Source organism: Enterobacter cloacae complex sp. IR5384 (assembly GCF_049237265.1).
Classification (GTDB): domain Bacteria; phylum Pseudomonadota; class Gammaproteobacteria; order Enterobacterales; family Enterobacteriaceae; genus Enterobacter; species Enterobacter cloacae.
The window spans coordinates 1-18,639 of the sequence record NZ_JBMKHJ010000046.1; the positions used below are offsets into that span (position 1 = coordinate 1).

The following is an 18,639-nucleotide window of genomic DNA, read 5'->3' on the forward strand; positions in this document are numbered from 1 at the left end:
ACTGCTTCAGTTTTAAACTCTTCAGGATAACGCTTACCGCTCATGGGCACCTCTCTTTAAGTCATCTTAAATGACTCTGAGGTGTCTGTTAAACGCGTGGCGATTCAGTTTGAACTTAACGCCGACAATAGCGCCGGAGAACGTATGACGATCACCTGCCGGGACAGCAATTTGATAGTGAGCTACAGCGGGTCTGATAAGGAGCCAATGGATATACCAGATAATGGACAAGAATCCATGGGAATCAATATCAACGCTGTTCATTACCCGCTAGATGAGACGGCTTTTATAGCGCTCAAAAACACAGGCAACCATGGGCAAATTGAAATCACCCGGATGAATAAACCCGTATCTCACCCGTTCAAAACCGCAGGGCTCAGGGACGCTCTGTCGGACCTCAACTGGGAAGACTGCATCAGCCATTAATCACCCCTTCCAGTAACTCATGCTCCCACATTGTTAATCATCAGTAAGGATATCTTTTATGGCGACATTCATTTCACGCCTGGTTTTAGTCTGCACCCTTTCGCTCCCGGCATTCAGCTCTGCTATCACTATTCAGGGGAACATTCATCCTGAGCGCTATACCTTCTTTCTGACAGAAAAAGGCGGCGAAATGCTGCGGGACATGAACAACGAGGCCGTGAACGTAAAACATAGCGGAAAGGCCAGTGCTTCGGTTGATGCGCAAAATAAGGCTGCGGCTGCAAACATATCGCCCCTGCTGTACCCGGGTGCACCGCTGGAGCAAAACTTTATCCGCTACGACGGTAAGCCAGTGAAAGCTCTGACCTGCCTTATTACCACCCGCACCATGCCGGGCCAAAATAAAGACTATGCATGGGAGGAAACTTACTGCCTGGATGAAACTGGTGCAGCCTACATTGGCACTAAAGGCTGGCCGTCTCGTACTATTTTCAGTAAGAGCTGTGCAGTGGGCGCTGCTGACTGCCCTGTTTACCTGAGCATGAACAACGACCCGCCAACCATGCGTAACGACGCTGTTCAATATGTTCCTTACAGCCGCGAGCGCGTAAGTGGGCAGACAGGACGTAGCCCTGAGCCAAAACTAACGACGACTGAAACCGTCGCTGAGCAGGACGGTTATGTAGTGAGTTTTGTTAAAGCCAGCAACTGTGCAGACAATAAACTGATTGTGAAAAATAAAAACTCAGGGAAAACTGCTGCAATTGCAGGATTAAATGGTTGCACTTTTGATCCGAAGAATAATGCAGTAATTATCTTCCCTCTAAATGAATACGTCGGCGTTTACAGTGGTCCCACAAACGCTTCTGAGGAAATAGCTTCCGTCGATCTCCCCTAATTATTTACCCGGTCCGGTATACGCTACCCGCGATACCGGACGTATTATGGACAGTCCTATGAAATACCCGAAATTCCCTGACGATATAGATACACAATCACTGGATCTGACCTGGCCCGTTGTTTTTAGCGTTGCAGGACTCACTCTGCTAAGGAGTAAGTCGGTCGTATGCCAAACATTGGGAGCCAGCCTGATGACCCTTAGCCTGATAAGGCTCATAAAAAAACTCGCCACTCTTGCCTGAAAAAGCCCCTATCTGGCAACACGGTTTGTGTGCAAGCTCCTGGATCACACGTACTATCGCCTTCCGACGTTCACCTGAAAGCTAATTCTCGACAAAAGCTGAAGCGCTCCTTTATCAAAGGGCTGGCTGCAATAGCAGAGGACAGAATTAATGATGATGCCTTTGTTTTATCGGTGTGCAGCAAAGCGTATGAACGCTTGCCTCTGATCATAAGGCGAGTCGTGAAGTACGAATGGTGTCTTCGATACTTCCAGTACAGTAAACCCTTTATTCTGCAGCGATTACAACATTACCAGATCGACAAGCTAACTCCGCCGACATTACCTGACAGTGAACTGTCGCCACAGCAAGACCAGCCACCAGCTTCTCCCTGAATAATTTATCTTCCATCCGAAGCCACTCCAGTGGAGTGGCTTTTTTATGCCCATTTTTAAAGGAATTAACTATGACACGTTTAGCCAGCCGCTTTGGTGCAGTCAACCTTGTACGTCGTGACCGCCCATTAACCCGCGACGAACTGGCCCATTATGTGCCAAGCGTCTTCAGCGAAGAAAAGCATGAATCCCGGAGCGAACGCTACACCTACATTCCCACTATTACTTTGCTGAATAACCTTCAACGTGAAGGGTTTCGTCCGTTCTTTGCCTGCCAGACCCGCGTCCGGGATGAAAGTAAACGAGAGCACACGAAACACATGCTTCGTCTGCGCCGGGAAGGACAAATTACCGGCAAACAGGTGCCAGAAATTATCCTGTTGAACAGCCATGATGGTTCCAGCTCTTACCAGATGCTGCCGGGGTTATTTCGTGCCGTATGCCAGAACGGGCTGGTATGCGGGGAGAGTTTCGGTGAGGTGCGGGTGCCGCACAAAGGCAACGTAGTCGAGAAAGTCATTGAAGGAGCCTACGAAGTACTGGGGATATTTGACCGCGTAGAAGAGAAACGCGATGCCATGCAGTCGCTTTTGTTGCCGCCACCCGCACAGCAGGCAATGGCGAAAGCAGCATTAACCTATCGCTTTGGTGAAGAGCATCAACCGGTGACGGAATCGCAGATACTTTCGCCACGTCGCTGGCAGGACGAGAGCAACGACCTGTGGACCACTTACCAGCGTATTCAGGAAAACCTGATTAAAGGTGGTCTTTCGGGGCGCACGATCAGCGGTAAGCGTGCTCATACCCGTTCGGTAAACGGTATCGACGGAGATGTGAAGCTCAATCGTGCTCTGTGGGTGATGGCCGAGAATATGTTGCATCTCGCGTCATGAAACTTTTTATCATTCTTCAGGCCCCGCTAAAAAACCAGCGGGGCCTTTTGTTTTAAGGAACCATTATGTCTGTATCCAATTTATCGCCGGTGTTTCCGGTAAACGAGCAGCGCGTAATGCGAAGGGCATTACGACTGGTTGAGAAATACCTGCGTCAACCGAGTGAGTCATTTACCTCCACCAGCCTCACAAAAACCTGGCTGCAACTGCAGATGGCGCACCTGGAGAGGGAAGTCTTCATCGTGATGTATCTCGATAATCAACACTGCCTGCTGGGACGAGAAACACTGTTTACCGGCACGCTCAGCCATACCGAAGTGCATCCCCGCGAAGTGGTTAAATCAGCCCTGAGACATAACGCTGCTGCGGTCATTCTGGCTCACAACCACCCGTCTGGTACGACAGAAATCAGCCAGCAGGATAAACATATTACTCAGAGGATTATGAAAGCGCTGGCACTGGTGGAAGTGCGCGTGCTGGATCATCTTGTAATCGGAAACGAGGTGGTGTCTTTTGCTGAACTTAGTTTGCTTTAAAGGAAGGTTTTCATGTCATTAATACCAGCCCATGAATGGGGGATAAAAAGCGATATTGTTCCACGGCTTGGAGTCAGATTAGTTCAGGAAGGCAACCGGCTGCACTATCTGGCTGACCGGGCTAGTATCACCGGTAAGTTCAGTGACGCCGAATGCCTGAAGTTGGATATCGTATTTCCGCATTTTATCCGTCAGATGGAATCGATGCTGACCACTGGTGAAATGAATTCTCGCCATGCCCACTGTGTCACTCTGTACCACAACGGTTTCACCTGCGAAGCCGATACCCTTGGTAGTTGCGGCTACGTATACATCGCCATTTATCCCACTCAACGCTAACAAATTTCACGAGAGCAAACATGAAAAATCTACCTGCTACAATTTCGCGGGCGGCGAAGCCCTGCCTGTCGCCCGTTGCAGTCTGGCAAATGTTACTTACTCGTCTGCTTGAACAGCACTATGGTCTGACACTGAACGACACGCCGTTCAGTGATGAAACTGTAATTAAGGAACATATTGATGCTGGGATTATCCTGGCCGATGCAGTCAACTTCCTGGTAGATAAGTACGAACTGGTTCGCATTGATCGCAGAGGATTTAGCTCACAGGGACAAGTACCATATTTGACCGTGACAGATATCCTTCATGCCAGAAGAGCATGTGGATTAATGAAAAGTTGCTCTTATCGGGAAGTAAGTAATATTGTTCTTAGTCATTCGCGGCAGTGAGGGGGTCTTCAAGAGCCGAGAAGATTTGCACGGTTTGTGAAGAAACTGGTGAGATTGGCGACTCAATGAAAACCTCATCGAGTCGCATGAAAAACAAGGTGGGGGCACAAAAGGGGGCATTTATAAAGATGAAACAAGAAAATATGTATATTTATCAATGGTTGGATGGGTTGTGTTATGTTCCTATTATCGCACCATTAAAATCAAATTGTTACGTAAGATCTTATCATTCTCCCACCAAAAAATTATCTTAATGTAACAGCTGGTGTAAGTAAATTCTATCAACGAAGATCAATCTTATCTACTGACCAAAAAGGCCTGATAGGGCTTCGCTCACTATACATCCTTGGCTGCAGGTTTAGTTGTACACCACTCCTAAATTTAATGTGTTGGCAATGTGTTCAATAAAGCTCGAACAAATTAGCTCATTATGATCGGTTAATACTTCAACTTCTGGTTGCATGATTGTTTGTCCGTAAAAAGATAACGCGCCTGCCGGGTAGTAGCAGGCGCATTACGCAATAGGTAAACAAGGGAGGAAGTTCAGAAATGTAAATCGGGAAGGTTGTACGCAATGTTCATCGTACTACGTTGTTACGGCTTTGCCGCAACAAGCCAGTTGCCTGCCGCGCTCGCAGAATGTCTGCAGCCCGGAGATAAGGAGATTGTTCCTGCCAGCTAAATCCCTTCCTGTCGATACGAACCAGCTCGTATTTTTCTACCAGAAAATTCACGGCATCGGCTAGGGTGATACCGGCATCGATGTGTTCCTTAATCACAGCCTCGTTGCAGAATGGCGTGTCGTTTATTGTCAGACCATAGTGCTGTTCCAGCAGACGTGTCAGTAACATTTGCCAGACAGCCACGGGTGACAGGCAGGGCTTCACCGCCCGCTGAGTTGTTGCAGGTAAAGTTTTCATGTTTGCTCTCGTGTAGGTAATTAACGCTGAGTGGGGTAAATGGCGATGTATACGTAGCCGCAACTGCCAAGGGTGTCGGCTTCGCAGGTAAAATCGTTGTGGTACAGGGTAACGCAGTGGGCATGGTGGGGGCTGAGTTCACCGGTGGTCAGCATCGATTCCATCTGGCGGATAAAGTGCGGGAATGTTTCATCCAGCTTCCGGCATTCGATGTCACTGAACTTGCCGGTGATGCTGGCCCGGTCAGCCAGATAATGCAGTCGGTTGCCTTCCTGCACCAGACGGGCTCCCAGGCGCAGTGTAATCTCCCGCTGCAGGCCCCTGGTAGGGTTGCTCATTACAGTTCTCCACTATTGTCAGTTCAGGGTGATGCTCATCAGGCAGGTATAGGGCCCATTGCGGTCCTGGCGGCGTTCGGCGTATACCGCGAGGACTCCGGCGATATCCGGAACGTCCCTGCCGGTGTAATGACAGACGCTACCGTGCCACTGGTATTTGCCGGTGCAGTAGCGAAAGATTCGGGACTCAGGATGCTGGCGGTATATCGTCATTGCCCTGCGTTTACTGATAATTTTCATGTAATACCTCAAAGCAGACCGTGTTCTGCGAACGAATAGATTTGCCTGCCACCGACAATCAGATGGTCAGGGACACGGATATCCACCAGCTGAAGCACCTGAAACAGTCGCTGCGTGAGGGTTTTGTCGGCCTGGCTAGGTGTCGTCTCGCCGGAAGGATGGTTATGCGCGAGTATCACCGCCGCCGCGTTGAAGTGCAGAGCACGTTTGACCACCTCCCGGGGATGCACCTCGGTGCGGTTAATCGTGCCGGTGAAGAGCGTTTCATGGGCAATCAACTGATTCTGGTTGTCCAGATACAACACCCGGAACTCTTCCCGCTCAAGCGCGGCCATATGCAGTCGCAGCCATTCACGTACGGCGTGGGTAGAGGTGAAGGCTACGCCGGGCTCATGCAGGTGGCGGTCCAGAGCCCTGAGCGCCCGCTGAATGAGACGCCGGTCCTGTGGCGTCATCTCGCCGGGTAAAAAGGAAAGCTGTTTCATCTGTTGCTCCTTCGGTCAGTCGATAATACGCAGAATGGCGTGAGCCTCTGGATGTTGCATGGCATACTCCCGCAGGCGGTAATAGTGTGCGGTCATCGCGTCACATTCTGTACGGCAGGCATGGTGGCTATACGCAATCAGGCAGACAGCAATACCTGCTGCTTCTGCACTCATTTGGGCATCGTTACCGTTCAGGCAGTTAAACAGACGCCATGTCTCATCGTTGTCAGGCTCGGGGGACATAAATGCGCCGCCATTGCTGAGGGTGTAGAACGACCAGATACCACCGCTGTAGCCCTCACAGAAGCGGTCCATCCAGGCGAAGATATGCGGCTCCAGGAGTAGCCACTGCGGGATAGCGCCAAAGTACTGTGGCCAGAAATCGATACGCTGTTCATCGGGGACCGGCGTGACGGTCAGTTCAAATTCGGGTTGGTTAGCGGGTGCGAGGTCGTGCTGCGTCTGTGTTGTCATGGGTATGTCTCCGTCAATAAAAACGCCAGCGGCGATGGCTGGCGTATGGGGATATAAAGTGTGTTCGGGGAGGTGAATGCGGGTAAATGCTTCGCGATCAGCGGGTGGCCGTGTCTGTACGGATGCCTGAGGTGCGGATATAGCGGTTAAGACCTTCACCGGCATCCGGCTCAAAGTTCCATGCCCGCCAGACCATCCGGCCTTCAGTATCACGAACCACCAGACGGAAGTGACTGCCCTGGTCGTCTTCGAGTGTGATATTGCTGTACGTGGTAGTGACCGCTTGCGCTTGTCTCCGGGTGAAAGGCCCCGGTGGCAGCAACACGGATTGGGTCATTTTCGGGCTCCTGATAAAAGAAAACCCCGGCAGCCTGCTAGCTGTCGGGGTGGATTTGCTGGGGAAGATACTACTATCAGTCGTTGCTGCAGTCTCCGAGAGTGGACAGAACTTTCTCAGCGTTCTTCCGGTCCGCAGTGAAGGTCCCTGCTTTGTGGTCATTGACGTAGACGTCGAACTGCCCGGCCTCAGAGATATTGCTGATGAAGTCAAACCAGGCGTTATCGCCGTTACGCCAGCCCAGGCTGGACGGAATAATGTACTGCTGGTGATCCATCACTACGGTGATAGTAGTGTCGTCATCGTGCGAACTGACCATCTTGTCATCGGCAAGGGTAAGAAAGACTGAATGCTGATAAAAACCATTCTGGTCCGGGTTACCTGTGCAGTTGATGGTAAACGTCTTCCCGCTGGCTTCGGTCACACTGTATTCCGTATTGCCCTGACCGTAACCCTGCTGCCAGAACCCCGGGATAGCAGAGGCATTAAAGCTCGCGAGCAGTACACCCACCAGCACAAACCGACTTAGTGAACGTATTGTCATTTCTGTTTCCTTTATCGTTGTTTTTATTCCTGATTGTCAGGGTTCGAGGGTATCAGTAGCTGCCCCATCAGTTTGCCGTCATGGGCGTACTCAAAGTATTTTTCTTTGGTATACGGGTCCGTCACCTCCTGGTATTCCAGTTTGATGTTATCGGCAATACACAGCGCATTCATCAGTGGCTGGACGGTTTTTTCCTGCATATCCACGAGGTAGTAGTAACTGCCATCCTCGCAGCCATCGGGCGACTGGCGGGTACGTAAAACCTGCAAGGTGGGACCGGATAAGTAGTCAACCTGTGACCATTCTTCGCTGACATCATCCTGGTGGCTGACCACATCACTGAAACGCGGTGGGGTGAGGTCCTTAAATTTACTGATGGCCTTCAGGTCATCACTTCTGTCATCGCATGCGATGAGAAACAGAGTGGTGGCAACCAGCGCCAGCAGAGGCAGTGTTTTACGTTTCATTATTTTTTTCCTGAAATCAGACGAACCACTTTGGCAAAGACATAAATGCCCACGAAAATACCCACCGGCACGCCGACGAACGGTGTTAGCGCGACACTGGCAGCACCGGCTGCGCCACCTCCCGTCAGCAGTGCGGCAACAGTGGCAAGGGTCAGGGCCGCGAGACTGTCGGACACCCCGGTTTTGTTCAGAATGATGACGATGACAACAATGGCGATAATGGCAATAACGGGCATAGGGCTCCTCCCTGTTGCCGGGTTGATAACAACGCTTGCGCTATTCTGGTGAGCTGTTGGCCGGAACAAACGTAAGCAGTGACTGCTGGATAAAGCGAAAATGGGGTAAGGACTGAATAAAGCCCGGGTCTTCAACAAGACGACACAGACTGTCGTTACGCCGGAAAGTCTCCTGCAGGGGCTGAACCAGATGGATTTCATCCAGGGAGAATACGGCGATATGTCCGTCGTGCTCTGCCACCAGATACCAGGCCTGCTGGTGGATAAGTAACCGGCAGGGAGCCAGCCGCTCACAGCGCTGCCCCTCGGCAATCAGAGTCACCCGCCTGCGCCCGGTAATGGCCTGAATCAGTCGCCAGAAAGACAATGCGCCTGATGGCGAAGGAGCCGGACTGGCGGGTGCGATTACGCAGGGAGACTCATCGCACATCAGCAGTGCGTTTACCAGACGACGGTCAAAGCCAGGGAAAAGACCGGCCATCCCGCTGCGGTGGGCAAAGATAAGCACGTCGGGCACCATCTGCGTCTCACTGCCCGCAGTGCGTAAGCGGCAATATCCGGACTGATACTCCAGGTCCAGATACATCAGCCGCTCACGAAAATCACGCCGCAGCGTGCGCACCGACACACCAAACTCAGCGGCAAGCTTACGCACACTCAGCGTTTCCCCTGCCACCAGACGGCTGATTATCAGTGACAGCCTGACAGCCAGCCGGTCATGGCGGCGTTCTGCCTGTGTCATGAGACGTTCTCCGTGAAAGTTAACTGACTGAAAATGATGTGATTACTTTAAAGAGGGGGTCGGACAGGGTATGGACACCACAGAAACTATTTTTCATTTCTGCAAAAGCCAGAGGCAGCGGGGGTTACAGGCCTTCCCTCGGTGAGTGAGGACCGTCAGCACGGTGCGATGCGGACAGGTGGTGTCCGATATTAACAAAGCAGCAACATTAAACGGTCACTGCAGTTGCGTGAGCAGGGCTTCCGCCATCACCCACAGTGCCCGGTTAAGTTTCACGTCCCCGTCGATACCGCGAACGGCACGGGTATGTGACCGTCCTCCTTTGGCATTACGGCCACTGAGCCCGCCCTTAATCAGGTTCTCCTGAATACGCTGGTACGTGGTCCACAGGTCATTGCTCTCATCCTGCCAGCGGCGAGGGGAGAGGATCTGCGATTCAGTCACCGGCTGGTGGTCTTCACCAAAGCGGTATGTGAGGGCGGCTTTTGCCAGTGCCTGCTGTGCCGGGGGTGGCAACAGCAACGACTGCATGGCATCCCGTTTCTCCTCCACCCGGTCAAAAATCCCCAGCACCTCATACGCGCCTTCAATCACCTGACTCACCACGTCCCCCTTGTGTGGCACCCGCACCTCGCCAAACGACTCACCGCAGACGAGCCCGTTCTGACAAACCGCACGAAATAGTCCCGGCAACATCTGATACGAACTGGTTCCATCGTGAGAGTTGAGTAGAATAATTTCCGGCACCTGTTTACCGGTGATCTGCCCTTCCCGCCGCAGACGCAGCATATGCTTTGTATGTTCACGACGACCCGGGTCACGCACTCGGGTCTGACAGGCAAAGAATGGCTGGAAGCCTTCTCGCTGTAGGCTGTCGAGCAGGGAGATGGTGGGTATATAGGTATAACGCTCACTACGGGACTCGTGTTTGTCCTCACTGAATACACTGGGCACTACGCGAAACAGCTCTTCACGGGTTAACGGACGGTCGCGACGGATAAGGTTTGCTGCGCCAAAGCGCGAAGCCAGACGGGTCATAAGCAGACTCCTCATAACGGGAAAACAAATAAAAGGGATCCCCGTCGCATCGGCGACAGGGGCAGGGAAGTAACAGGGATGGGTTAAATACTCAGAAGAAGAAATCCCAGACGGCGCGGGCCACTGACACCACCGTGGTGCGCACGGCCTGAATGACGGCCCGCACCGGGGCGGGTATCAGGGGAAAGGCACTGATGCTATCGAGTACGGCCCCGACGGTTTCACCAAAATCGCTACGAGCCTGTTCCCGGACTACCGTCGTGCGAAAGGAAGGATGGAGTTGCGACACCACCGGGCTGGTGGCCTCACGTGGCAGGCACTTAATCATCCGCTCGGCCATCACCTTAAGCCCCCATTGTAGACGGACCGACACAGCACACACCGGATGGACGGGCTGGAACAGCTCATGCAGCAGGCAGATTTTGCGGCTGATATTCTGCTTCTGCGCCGTGGACAACTGTCCCCCACCGCTGGTAGGTTCGGCCTTATCCGACTGGCTGATAACAAACAGCACCTTATGCCGGTATACCTCTCCAATCACCTGATGATAAAAATGTTCATCCACCGTCAGCGCCCGGTCATCGGCCTTAATCAGCCACAGTACCAGGTCGAGGCGAGGAAGCTGTTCGCGGTACAGCGCAGCATACTCGGTATCGCGAGCGCCACTTTCGCCCACGCCGGGCAGATCCATCAGCGTTATATAGCGGTCGCCGACTTGCAGGCGAAAGCGCAGTGGCTCACGTGTACAGGCCGCCACATCGCTGACCGGTGATATATCTCCGGCAAACAGGGCATTGCACAGACTGCTCTTCCCAACACCGGTTTTACCCATAATGCCGATCACTGGCTCGTAGTTAGTTAACTGGTTAATTTGCTGCAGAAGCCGCTCTGATACCCATTGCGGCAGATCAGCAAGCGATTGCTGAAACGACTTCAAACCTTCAGAATTATTCATCACTACTCCTCTGAAAAATAATAAAAAACGGTAGAATCGTGAGATTCCGCCGTTAATTGCGTATGTTCAGAGTGATGATATATATCTGAAGATTTTTTCAATCCTCTGCGCTTGAGGCAGCTGCGCGACTGCTGGCTGAATCGCCACGGATAATTTAGACACTTCCGAGCCGTTGATAATACTGGTTTTCATATTCTGTCGGTGACATCTGATCGCTGGAACCATGCCGACGCTTACTGTTATAAAACATTTCGATGTAATCAAAAATATCGCTGCGGGCTTCTTCCCGCGTTCCGTAGATCTTTTTCTTTATCCGTTCGCGTTTCAACAACTGGAAAAAGCTTTCTGCAACCGCATTATCATGGCAATTACCGCGACGGCTCATACTGCCCTCCAGCCCGTGTGATTTCAGGAACGACTGCCACTCATAGCTTGTGTACTGACTGCCTTGATCAGAATGAACCAGCACCTGCTTTTGAGGATTACGTCGCCACACGGCCATCAGAAGTGCATTCAGGACAATATCCTTTGTCATCCGGGGCTGCATTGACCAGCCAATAACTTTGCGCGAGAACAGGTCAACAACAACAGTCAGATACAGCCAGCCTTCGTGAGTCCGGATGTAGGTGATGTCCGTTACCCAACGCTCATCCGGTGCTTCCGGGTTGAACTGCCGCTGGAGCCTGTTGGGCGTCACGATGCTGGTTTCACCCTTACGTGCCCGTGGGCTACGGTATCAATGGCTTCAATGAATGGGGTTGCTTGGTCTACATCTAGCAGTAGACCGTACGCATCGGTCACTTCCCATCCTTTAGTAGGTATTTTTTCAATACGTTCGCCGCGCGCACCCGCGCGTAGCCATAGCAACGGCGCAATGCGAACAAAGGCCAAGTTGTGGCTAACCGACTTCTCAGCTTCGTAGGTCAGAGTGAAAAACTCGGCATTTTCCTCAAAACCGTCAGACATTGGGAACTCGTCTGTAAACCTATAATTGCCCTTAATCGGTTGTTCATTCGGCGTTTTGCCTGTGATAGCAGCTTGTACACGTGGTTTGGTGATATAATCACAGATCCCCCACTTTTCCCAATCAGGATCTCCAGGCCTTAAGCCCTGTTCGCGCAATTTTTTCTGTTCGTCGGCAGCGACTTCGTTGTTAGTGACGGAGATGCACTGGCGACGACCACCACCTCCGCCGCGACCGTGGCGGCGTCCGCACCCTGTTCGTGGTGATGTTCCTGGTGACAGCCTGCGTGGCGATGCTCTTCACTTTTGCAGCAGCCTGCATGGTGCTCACTGTGGCGGCTTTCGTGGTGATGTCCTTCACCCTTGCAGCAGCCTTCGTGTTGGTGCTCTGTATGTTTACAGCAACCTTCATGATGGTTTTGCATCATCGTCTCCTGATGTTATTTAGATATATCTAATTTATATCTAAAGTTTATCGACTTGCAAGTCTATAAAATAATTTTTGTTTAATTTGATGATTATTAATGGTTTTTATGGATTGCTGATAGCTGTTTAATCTCAAGCTGACTATATCAAAAAAGTGCTTGCAATCTTTTTGATTAGCAATCATTATCATTTAAAAATAAATTTAGATATATCGTATTATCTTCACGAAGGCGAAAAAATGACAAAAAACACCTCACGCTACCCACAGCGCGTGCGTAACGAACTACGTTTTCGCGAATTAACCGTGCTGCGCGTTGAGCGTATCGGCCAGGCGTTCCAGCGGATCGTGCTGGGGGGCGAGGCGCTGGATGGCTTTGTTTCACAAGGTTTTGACGACCACACCAAACTGTTTTTCCCGCAGGCGGGCAGCGTATTTACGCCGCCGGAAGTGACCGACGAAGGCATTAACTGGGGCGAGGGCGTGCGCCCGGCGACCCGCGACTACACGCCGCTGTACGATGCCGAACGCCACGAGCTGGCTTACGATTTTTATATCCACGATGGCGGTATTGCCAGCCGCTGGGCGCTGGAAGCCAACATCGGCGATAAGCTGGTGATCGGCGGGCCGCGCGGCTCGCTGGTGGTGCCGGAAGATTACGCCTGGCAGCTTTATGTCTGTGACGAGTCGGGCATGCCGGCGCTGCGCCGTCGCCTGCTGGGATTACGTCAGCTGCCGGTGACGCCGCAGGTGACGGCCATCGTCACCGTCGCGGATGCTTCGTATAAAGATTATCTGGCGGATCTCGACGGCTTTAATATCGAATGGGTGGTAGGCCACAACCCGGCGTTCGTCGCCGAGCGGCTGGCTCAGGTCAAGGTGCCGTCAGAAGATTATTTTATCTGGCTGACCGGAGAAGGCGGCGTGGTGAAATCGCTGCTGGCGCGCTTTGAGGAGCCGAGTATCGATCAGCAACTGGTGCGTTCGCAGGCGTACTGGCATAGCAAATAATCGGCAGTGTGGTAAACCCGGATGGCGGCGCGTTGCGCCTTCTCCGGGCTACCTTTCAATGGTGTTATGTCGCCCCGGTAAGCGCAGCGCCACCGGGTGAGGCTTAGCGTTCCGCCAGCGCCTTAAACACCATCGCCACCGCGTGGGCGCCGGGGTCCATATTGCCGAGCAGGCTCTCGCTATTGAGATAGGAGGCGCGTCCGGCGCCGGCTTTGCTCGACTGGCAGGTGCGATCCGCGCCGGCCTGCGCCGCGGCGAAAGCGGCCTGCAGATTATCCGGTTCGGCCAGCAGCGCCGCCAGCGCCGGCTGTAGAGCGTCAATCATCGTCCGGTCGCCCTCATCGGCGCCGCCGTAAAATTTCATCTGCCCCAGACCGGCGTTCAGCGCTTCCGCCATGCTGGCGCCTTGCTCCAGCTTCTGCCCGGCGGCGGTGAAGAAAATCGACATCAATACGCCGCTGGAGCCGCCCATCACCACCGTCAGGCGTTCGCCAATTAGCGCGAACAGCGTGGGTAAATCATTGAGCGGCAGTTGCTGGCGTTGCAATAGAGCGGCAATCTCACGCGCGCCAGCGGCGAAAGTGGAGCCGGTATCGCCGTCGCCCACTTTGGCGTCAAGCGCGTTGAGATGGGTTTCGAGGCCGGAGAGGGTGCTGGTCACCTGCGCCACGTAATCGCCCACCTGCGGGTTGGCCGATGGCGTAAAGGCGACGCGTGCGCTGGCGAGCGCGGACGGCATGATATTAACAGCCCGCGGCTGCACCGGCTTCTGCCAACTGGCGGTTTCGACATCCGACAGCAGCGCCTTTTCAATGCTCTCTTCCAGCACGATAGTGGTCAGCGAGAAGCCTTTCATATCCAGCGCCGTTACCAGCGAAGCCGGGCCAATCAACCAGTCAACGCGCGCATGGAGTGGGGTGTTGGCCAGCTCGCGGGTCAGAATCGCCATCTCGGCCACCGACACGCCGCCGAGATTATTGAGCATCACCGCCAGGCGGCCGGTTTCAGGTAGGGCGGCGGTCAGCTTCTCTACCATAATCTGCATGATTTCCGCGCTGTTATGGGTCGCGATCGTCGAGGCTCCCGGTTCGCCGTGGATGCCCATCCCCAGCTCGGCGTGGCCGGGCTGATGGCGCGGCGCGCTTTCCGCTTCCTGCGGCAGGTGACAGCTGGCCAGCGCCACCCCGATGCTGGCGGTATGGTTGGCGGCGTATTGCGCTTCACGCAGGACGGTGGCGAGGTTGAAGCCGCGCTCGGCGAAATAGCCCGCCACCTTATGCACAAGAATAGTCCCGGCGATACCGCGCGGCTGTTTGTTATCCGGCAGCGAAATATCGTCGCCGACGATCAGCATCTCTACGTTATAGCCAAGACGGCGCGCTTTCTCCGCCGCGAGGCCGAAGTTAAGCCGATCGCCGGTGTAGTTTTTAACGATCAGCAGACAGCCCGCCTCGCCGGTCACCGCCTGAATCGCGGTGAGTACCGCATCGACGCTCGGCGAGGCGAACAGATCGCCGCAGACCGCGGCGGTCAGCATGCCTTTACCAATAAAGCCGACGTGCGCCGGTTCGTGTCCTGAACCGCCGCCGGAAATCACCGCCACGTTGTTTTTATTCAGATCGCGGCGTACCACTACACGGATCGCCGGGTCGCTCTCCAGGCGGGCGAGGTTGTTCCACGGGCTGGCAATAATGGTTCCCTCGATCACGTCGTTAACGAGGCTGGCGCGCTGGTTAAAAAAGAATTGAGACATAGTGGTTCCTGATCAGTAAGCGAAAACTCACCCTCCGGAGGCGGGCCCCCGGAGTGGTAACGGTCAAAGTGGATTTAGCGACGAATAAGACGTTGCAGACGCATATCGAGCGTGATGGCTTCGCCAGGCTGAATATCATTCAGCGCTTCGCCCTGCTGGCATAGCCAGGCGATCCCCGCCGCGCGGGCGATAATCGCGCCGTGGGCCTGTTCGCTGCCGTCGCGCAGGCACAGGCCGGTGACCTTGCTGGCATCCAGTTGGAGTACAGTCGAGGGATAAATATTGTCGGCGATAATAATCGTCGGCTCACTGGCGAATGGCAGCGTCTCCTTAATACCCTGCAGATGGCGCAGCGTGCGCTGCAGAATATCGTCGACATCGATATAACGGGCCTGCAGATAGGCGTCATCCAGCTGACGATACTGCTGGCTGAGCTCCATCAGCACTTGATGCCACGCCCATTCCGCCGAGCACTGTTCGGTGAGCAGGCGATCGTTGGCGGCATCAAACAGATCTTCATCGTCGAGCAAGGTGTGATGACCGGCGAAGATCGCCGCGATATCGGCGTTAAATTTGTGTTCCGCCAGCTCGGTGAGCGCATTGAGATCGGCCAGCGTCTGGTCGATCGCCTGGCGCAGGCGCTGCTGCTCGCGGGCGATGTCGGCGGCGGCGGGGAGCGCCGGTTGGATCGGCGCCTGCGGATAAAGCATCGCGGCGCCTTCAACACGCGCAGGTATGGCGGGTTCCGCTGTCGGCTGCGCCTCCGGCGACTCGCCGAAGTTATCGGCGGCCAGCGCCTGAAACGCCGCCAGCGCCGCATCGGCGTCCGGACCGCGGGCCAGCAGGCGCAGCTTATCGTGGCGGCGCACCTGTAGCAGAGCGATTTGATTCAGACTGTCCGGGGTGACGCATTTGCCGTTTTTCTCCAGCACCAGGTCGGCGTTAAAACCCGCCAGCGCGGCGACCAGCTTTGATGCCGGACGCACGTGCAGGCCGTTGTGATTGTTAATAATGACTGAAACCGATTTAGCATCGCCGTCGTCAGCAAGCGTTGGGGCGGCGGCGTCAGGCGTGTGCGAAGGTAAACCCAGCTGAACCCGCTTGGCTTCCAGGGCGTTCATGGCATCGGCGATAACTTTGTCGATCCCGGCGCCGGAGGCGGCGCTGACGGTGGCCGCCAGCGTCCCTTCGACCAGCGGCGCGGCGCACAGCCGCACCTTTGCCGCCATCGCCGGATCGAGCAGATCGAGGGCGGTTTCGGCGCTGAGCAGGGCGCTGCCGATATCCATCATCACCAGAACATGGTCGGTATCGGCGACGGATTCGATCGCCTCCATGACTTTAATCGGATCGGTGCCGATCGGGCTGTCGGGATCGTCGATCCCGGCGGCGATCGCCAGCTTACAGCCATCGTTCATTAACATCTGCCGGGCCAGTTCTCCGACACCTTCGCCCAGCCGGGCGCTATGAGAAACAATAACCAGGTTTACCATCGCGATTTCCTTACTCTTTGGCGGCGGCAGCCAGCATCTGAACCATAAACAGCACCGAGGTCGCGCCGGGATCCTGATGCCCGATGCTGCGCTCGCCGAGATAGCTGGCGCGGCCTTTACGCGCCTGCATGGTGATGGTGGCGTGGGCGGCGCGCTCGGCCACTTCGCAGGCGGCATCCAGCGCGGCAGGGATAGACAGATGTTGCTCGCTGGAATGACGCAGGGATTCCACCACCGGCAGCCAGACGTCGCACATCGTCTTATCGCCCGGCTCCGCTTTACCACGGTTGACGACGCCGTCCGCGCCTTCGCGGATCATCTGATAAAGCTCGTCGAGGGTCAGGCTCTGATGCGCCTGGGTGACCTGGGCGGCGCGGATAAAGAAGGTGCCGAACAGCGGGCCGCTGGCGCCGCCGACGTTGGAAAGCAGCGCCATCCCGGTATTCTTGAGAATAAAACCGATGTCTTTATCGGCGATCGACGGCAGCTTTTCGACCACTTTGCTGAAGCCGCGATGCATATTGAGGCCGTGGTCGGCGTCGCCGATCTCTTTATCAAGGCCGGTGAGAAAATCGCTCTGTTTGGTGAAAATGTCGCCACAGCGGTACAGCCAGTCGACGATTTGCGTTCTGTTCAGTGACATGTCGTGCTCCTTATTTTCCCCAGTTCAGCGCTGGGGTATGGACCGGGGCGTCCCATAACGCCAGCGTGTCATCATCCGCTTTCAGCAGGGTGATGGAGAAACCCGCCATATCCAGCGAGGTGCAGTAGCTGCCGATGAGGTTGCGTTCAATCACAATGCCGGACGCTTCGCAGCGCTGGGCAAGGCGGTTGTAAACGCCGTACAGTTCGGAAAGCGGGGTGGCGCCGAGGTTATTGACCAGCGCGATAACCCGATCGCCGTTTTGCAGCGCGGTTTTGCTCTGTTTCACTTCCTGCCACGCTCCCTTGACGTTATCCCACTGGCGCAGCGTGCGGCTGTATGCGCCGTTTTCCAGCAGGGTATCGAACATCTCATCGACGGTTTGGTCGAGCGAGCTGAAGCGGCGGCGGTCGATACCCGGCTCGCCATGGATGCCGACGCCGAACTCCATCTCATCATCTTTCAGGGTAAAGGAGGGCTGTCCGGCGGCCGGTACGGTGCAGGCGCCCAGCGCGATGCCAATCGAGTGACCAAGGTTATTTAAACGGCGGCCCAGTTCAGCGCAGGCTTCCAGCGAGTCGCCGCGTTCGGCGGCGGCGCCGACCAGTTTTTCAATCAGCACGGTATTGGCGACGCCGCGGCGTCCGGCGGTATAGAGGCTGTCTTTTACCGCCACGTCGTCATCCACCACGACGGTGGTAACCTTAACGCCACTTTCGTGCAGCAGCTCGGTGGCGGTCTCAAAATTCAGGATGTCGCCGGTATAGTTTTTGATAATCAGCAGGACGCCTTCGCCGCCGTCAATCTGCATCGCGCATTCGAACATTTTGTCCGGCGTCGGCGAGGTGAAAATTTCCCCCGGACAGGCGCCGGAGAGCATGCCCTGGCCGATGTAGCCGCAGTGCATCGGTTCGTGTCCGCTGCCGCCGCCGGAGAGCAGCGCCACTTTGCCGGCGACCGGTGCATCAGCGCGGGTGACATAGACCGGGTCCTGGTGCAGCGTCAGTTCAGGATGCGCCTTCGCCAGGCCGATAAGCTGTTCACTCAGTACATCTTCCACACGGTTAATCAGTTTTTTCATTGTTTATGCTCCGTAGGGTAGGGGGAGGTCGCCTGTCTATAAGGGTAGCCCGGCGATGTAGTGATTCTGGCTGAGCGGGCGCAAAATAAAATGCCGTCAAAATTGATTCCATAACGGAACGTAGAAAAGAATTTTTGTTCCTTTATGGAACATTAATTGCCGATAAACAGGAGAAATGCGAGCCAGCGCTAATAATTTGTCCGTTTTTTTCTGCTATCAGAAATGGGGCAAGGATGATTTTTTTCGCCATTGTGCCGCATTGAGGCAATTTTCTGCGTTAAAGAGGGGAGACGATAGCGGCTTTTTTGCCAAAATGATCCGATCGCGATCGCAATCCCATCGCTTTCTCAGTCACATTGTTTCAATGTGAAACGCATTATTTTTTTATCTGTTTCA

24 protein-coding genes and 2 pseudogenes are annotated in these 18,639 nt (G+C 54.4%); 7 read left to right on the top strand and 19 right to left on the bottom strand.

Annotated elements, in window-relative coordinates:
- The first annotated feature begins 81 nt into the window (after positions 1 to 81).
- The 6 genes from ACOTX3_RS23490 (at position 82) to ACOTX3_RS23515 (ending at position 4,099) form a co-directional block, all read left to right on the top strand.
- The gene (locus ACOTX3_RS23490; RefSeq protein ID WP_250116764.1) at positions 82 to 426 is read left to right on the top strand and encodes a hypothetical protein; all 345 of its coding nucleotides are present in this window, start codon (positions 82 to 84) and stop codon (positions 424 to 426) included.
- Between the two features lie 58 nt (positions 427 to 484).
- A complete protein-coding gene (locus tag ACOTX3_RS23495; protein ID WP_023303145.1) occupies positions 485 to 1,324 on the top strand; it encodes a hypothetical protein in 840 nt (279 codons plus the stop codon).
- A 689-nt stretch (positions 1,325 to 2,013) separates the two neighbouring features.
- Positions 2,014 to 2,835, top strand: coding sequence for a DUF932 domain-containing protein (locus ACOTX3_RS23500; protein WP_023303146.1), 822 nt, complete (start codon positions 2,014 to 2,016; stop codon positions 2,833 to 2,835).
- 65 nt (positions 2,836 to 2,900) lie between these two features.
- Complete coding sequence (gene radC / locus ACOTX3_RS23505) at positions 2,901 to 3,371, top strand: RadC family protein (protein ID WP_023303147.1); 471 nt, start codon at positions 2,901 to 2,903, stop codon at positions 3,369 to 3,371.
- A gap of 12 nt (positions 3,372 to 3,383) precedes the next feature.
- A complete protein-coding gene (locus tag ACOTX3_RS23510) occupies positions 3,384 to 3,710 on the top strand; it encodes a type IV toxin-antitoxin system YeeU family antitoxin (protein ID WP_023303148.1) in 327 nt (108 codons plus the stop codon).
- 20 nt (positions 3,711 to 3,730) lie between these two features.
- On the top strand, positions 3,731 to 4,099 hold the full coding sequence (locus ACOTX3_RS23515) for a TA system toxin CbtA family protein (protein ID WP_023303149.1): 369 nt from the start codon (positions 3,731 to 3,733) through the stop codon (positions 4,097 to 4,099).
- Between the two features lie 578 nt (positions 4,100 to 4,677).
- Here ACOTX3_RS23515 and ykfI read toward each other — a convergent pair.
- From ykfI to ACOTX3_RS23590, 15 genes and pseudogenes are all read right to left on the bottom strand, one after another.
- Positions 4,678 to 5,019, bottom strand: a complete 342-nt coding sequence (gene ykfI / locus ACOTX3_RS23520; RefSeq protein ID WP_000854680.1) for a type IV toxin-antitoxin system toxin YkfI — start codon at positions 5,017 to 5,019, stop codon at positions 4,678 to 4,680.
- A gap of 20 nt (positions 5,020 to 5,039) precedes the next feature.
- Positions 5,040 to 5,357: a type IV toxin-antitoxin system antitoxin YafW gene (gene yafW, locus ACOTX3_RS23525; protein ID WP_023336793.1), complete on the bottom strand. Its 318-nt coding sequence runs from the start codon at positions 5,355 to 5,357 to the stop codon at positions 5,040 to 5,042.
- Positions 5,358 to 5,375: 18 nt separating this feature from the next.
- On the bottom strand, positions 5,376 to 5,597 hold the full coding sequence (locus tag ACOTX3_RS23530; RefSeq protein WP_000691994.1) for a DUF987 domain-containing protein: 222 nt from the start codon (positions 5,595 to 5,597) through the stop codon (positions 5,376 to 5,378).
- A gap of 8 nt (positions 5,598 to 5,605) precedes the next feature.
- Positions 5,606 to 6,082 (bottom strand): JAB domain-containing protein, encoded by a 477-nt coding sequence (locus ACOTX3_RS23535; protein ID WP_023336794.1) that lies wholly within the window; start codon positions 6,080 to 6,082, stop codon positions 5,606 to 5,608.
- Between the two features lie 15 nt (positions 6,083 to 6,097).
- A complete protein-coding gene (locus tag ACOTX3_RS23540) occupies positions 6,098 to 6,556 on the bottom strand; it encodes an antirestriction protein (RefSeq protein ID WP_000211838.1) in 459 nt (152 codons plus the stop codon).
- Positions 6,557 to 6,653: 97 nt separating this feature from the next.
- Positions 6,654 to 6,893 carry a DUF905 domain-containing protein gene (locus tag ACOTX3_RS23545; RefSeq protein WP_000194654.1) on the bottom strand — a complete coding sequence of 80 codons (240 nt, stop codon included), beginning with the start codon at positions 6,891 to 6,893 and terminating at the stop codon, positions 6,654 to 6,656.
- Between the two features lie 76 nt (positions 6,894 to 6,969).
- Positions 6,970 to 7,437 carry a protein YkfB gene (ykfB, locus tag ACOTX3_RS23550; RefSeq protein WP_001581459.1) on the bottom strand — a complete coding sequence of 156 codons (468 nt, stop codon included), beginning with the start codon at positions 7,435 to 7,437 and terminating at the stop codon, positions 6,970 to 6,972.
- A 23-nt stretch (positions 7,438 to 7,460) separates the two neighbouring features.
- Positions 7,461 to 7,904: a YfjS/YafY family lipoprotein gene (locus tag ACOTX3_RS23555; RefSeq protein WP_000824223.1), complete on the bottom strand. Its 444-nt coding sequence runs from the start codon at positions 7,902 to 7,904 to the stop codon at positions 7,461 to 7,463.
- Positions 7,904 to 8,140: a protein YpjK gene (gene ypjK, locus ACOTX3_RS23560; RefSeq protein WP_001144031.1), complete on the bottom strand. Its 237-nt coding sequence runs from the start codon at positions 8,138 to 8,140 to the stop codon at positions 7,904 to 7,906. Before ypjK ends, ACOTX3_RS23555 begins: the two co-directional genes overlap by 1 nt.
- 40 nt (positions 8,141 to 8,180) lie before the next feature.
- The gene (locus ACOTX3_RS23565; RefSeq protein ID WP_006812588.1) at positions 8,181 to 8,882 is read right to left on the bottom strand and encodes a WYL domain-containing protein; all 702 of its coding nucleotides are present in this window, start codon (positions 8,880 to 8,882) and stop codon (positions 8,181 to 8,183) included.
- A 216-nt stretch (positions 8,883 to 9,098) separates the two neighbouring features.
- Entirely contained in the window at positions 9,099 to 9,920 is an 822-nt protein-coding gene (locus ACOTX3_RS23570) for a DUF932 domain-containing protein (RefSeq protein WP_000197389.1), read from the bottom strand.
- A 91-nt stretch (positions 9,921 to 10,011) separates the two neighbouring features.
- On the bottom strand, positions 10,012 to 10,875 hold the full coding sequence (locus ACOTX3_RS23575; RefSeq protein ID WP_001065553.1) for a GTPase family protein: 864 nt from the start codon (positions 10,873 to 10,875) through the stop codon (positions 10,012 to 10,014).
- A 154-nt stretch (positions 10,876 to 11,029) separates the two neighbouring features.
- Positions 11,030 to 11,611: pseudogene (locus tag ACOTX3_RS23580) on the bottom strand (IS3 family transposase); the annotation flags it as partial.
- A complete protein-coding gene (locus ACOTX3_RS23585) occupies positions 11,569 to 11,997 on the bottom strand; it encodes a hypothetical protein (RefSeq protein WP_032638336.1) in 429 nt (142 codons plus the stop codon). The pseudogene ACOTX3_RS23580 and the gene ACOTX3_RS23585, both read right to left, overlap by 43 nt.
- A 48-nt stretch (positions 11,998 to 12,045) precedes the next feature.
- A pseudogene (locus ACOTX3_RS23590) lies at positions 12,046 to 12,263 on the bottom strand (PadR family transcriptional regulator); the annotation flags it as partial.
- Between the two features lie 239 nt (positions 12,264 to 12,502).
- Between ACOTX3_RS23590 and ACOTX3_RS23595 the strand changes: the two are divergent.
- The gene (locus tag ACOTX3_RS23595; RefSeq protein ID WP_007372176.1) at positions 12,503 to 13,273 is read left to right on the top strand and encodes a siderophore-interacting protein; all 771 of its coding nucleotides are present in this window, start codon (positions 12,503 to 12,505) and stop codon (positions 13,271 to 13,273) included.
- Positions 13,274 to 13,376: 103 nt separating this feature from the next.
- Here the strand turns inward: ACOTX3_RS23595 and ACOTX3_RS23600 are convergent, their stop codons facing one another.
- The 4 genes from ACOTX3_RS23600 to dhaK all read right to left on the bottom strand — a co-directional run bounded on the left by ACOTX3_RS23600 (position 13,377) and on the right by dhaK (position 18,243).
- The gene (locus ACOTX3_RS23600) at positions 13,377 to 15,026 is read right to left on the bottom strand and encodes a glycerone kinase (RefSeq protein WP_007372177.1); all 1,650 of its coding nucleotides are present in this window, start codon (positions 15,024 to 15,026) and stop codon (positions 13,377 to 13,379) included.
- A gap of 74 nt (positions 15,027 to 15,100) precedes the next feature.
- Complete coding sequence (gene dhaM, locus ACOTX3_RS23605; protein ID WP_023336797.1) at positions 15,101 to 16,519, bottom strand: dihydroxyacetone kinase phosphoryl donor subunit DhaM; 1,419 nt, start codon at positions 16,517 to 16,519, stop codon at positions 15,101 to 15,103.
- 10 nt (positions 16,520 to 16,529) lie between these two features.
- Positions 16,530 to 17,162, bottom strand: a complete 633-nt coding sequence (gene dhaL, locus ACOTX3_RS23610) for a dihydroxyacetone kinase subunit DhaL (RefSeq protein WP_023336798.1) — start codon at positions 17,160 to 17,162, stop codon at positions 16,530 to 16,532.
- 10 nt (positions 17,163 to 17,172) lie between these two features.
- Positions 17,173 to 18,243, bottom strand: coding sequence for a dihydroxyacetone kinase subunit DhaK (gene dhaK / locus ACOTX3_RS23615; RefSeq protein WP_020077889.1), 1,071 nt, complete (start codon positions 18,241 to 18,243; stop codon positions 17,173 to 17,175).
- Between the last annotated feature and the right edge of the window lie 396 nt (positions 18,244 to 18,639).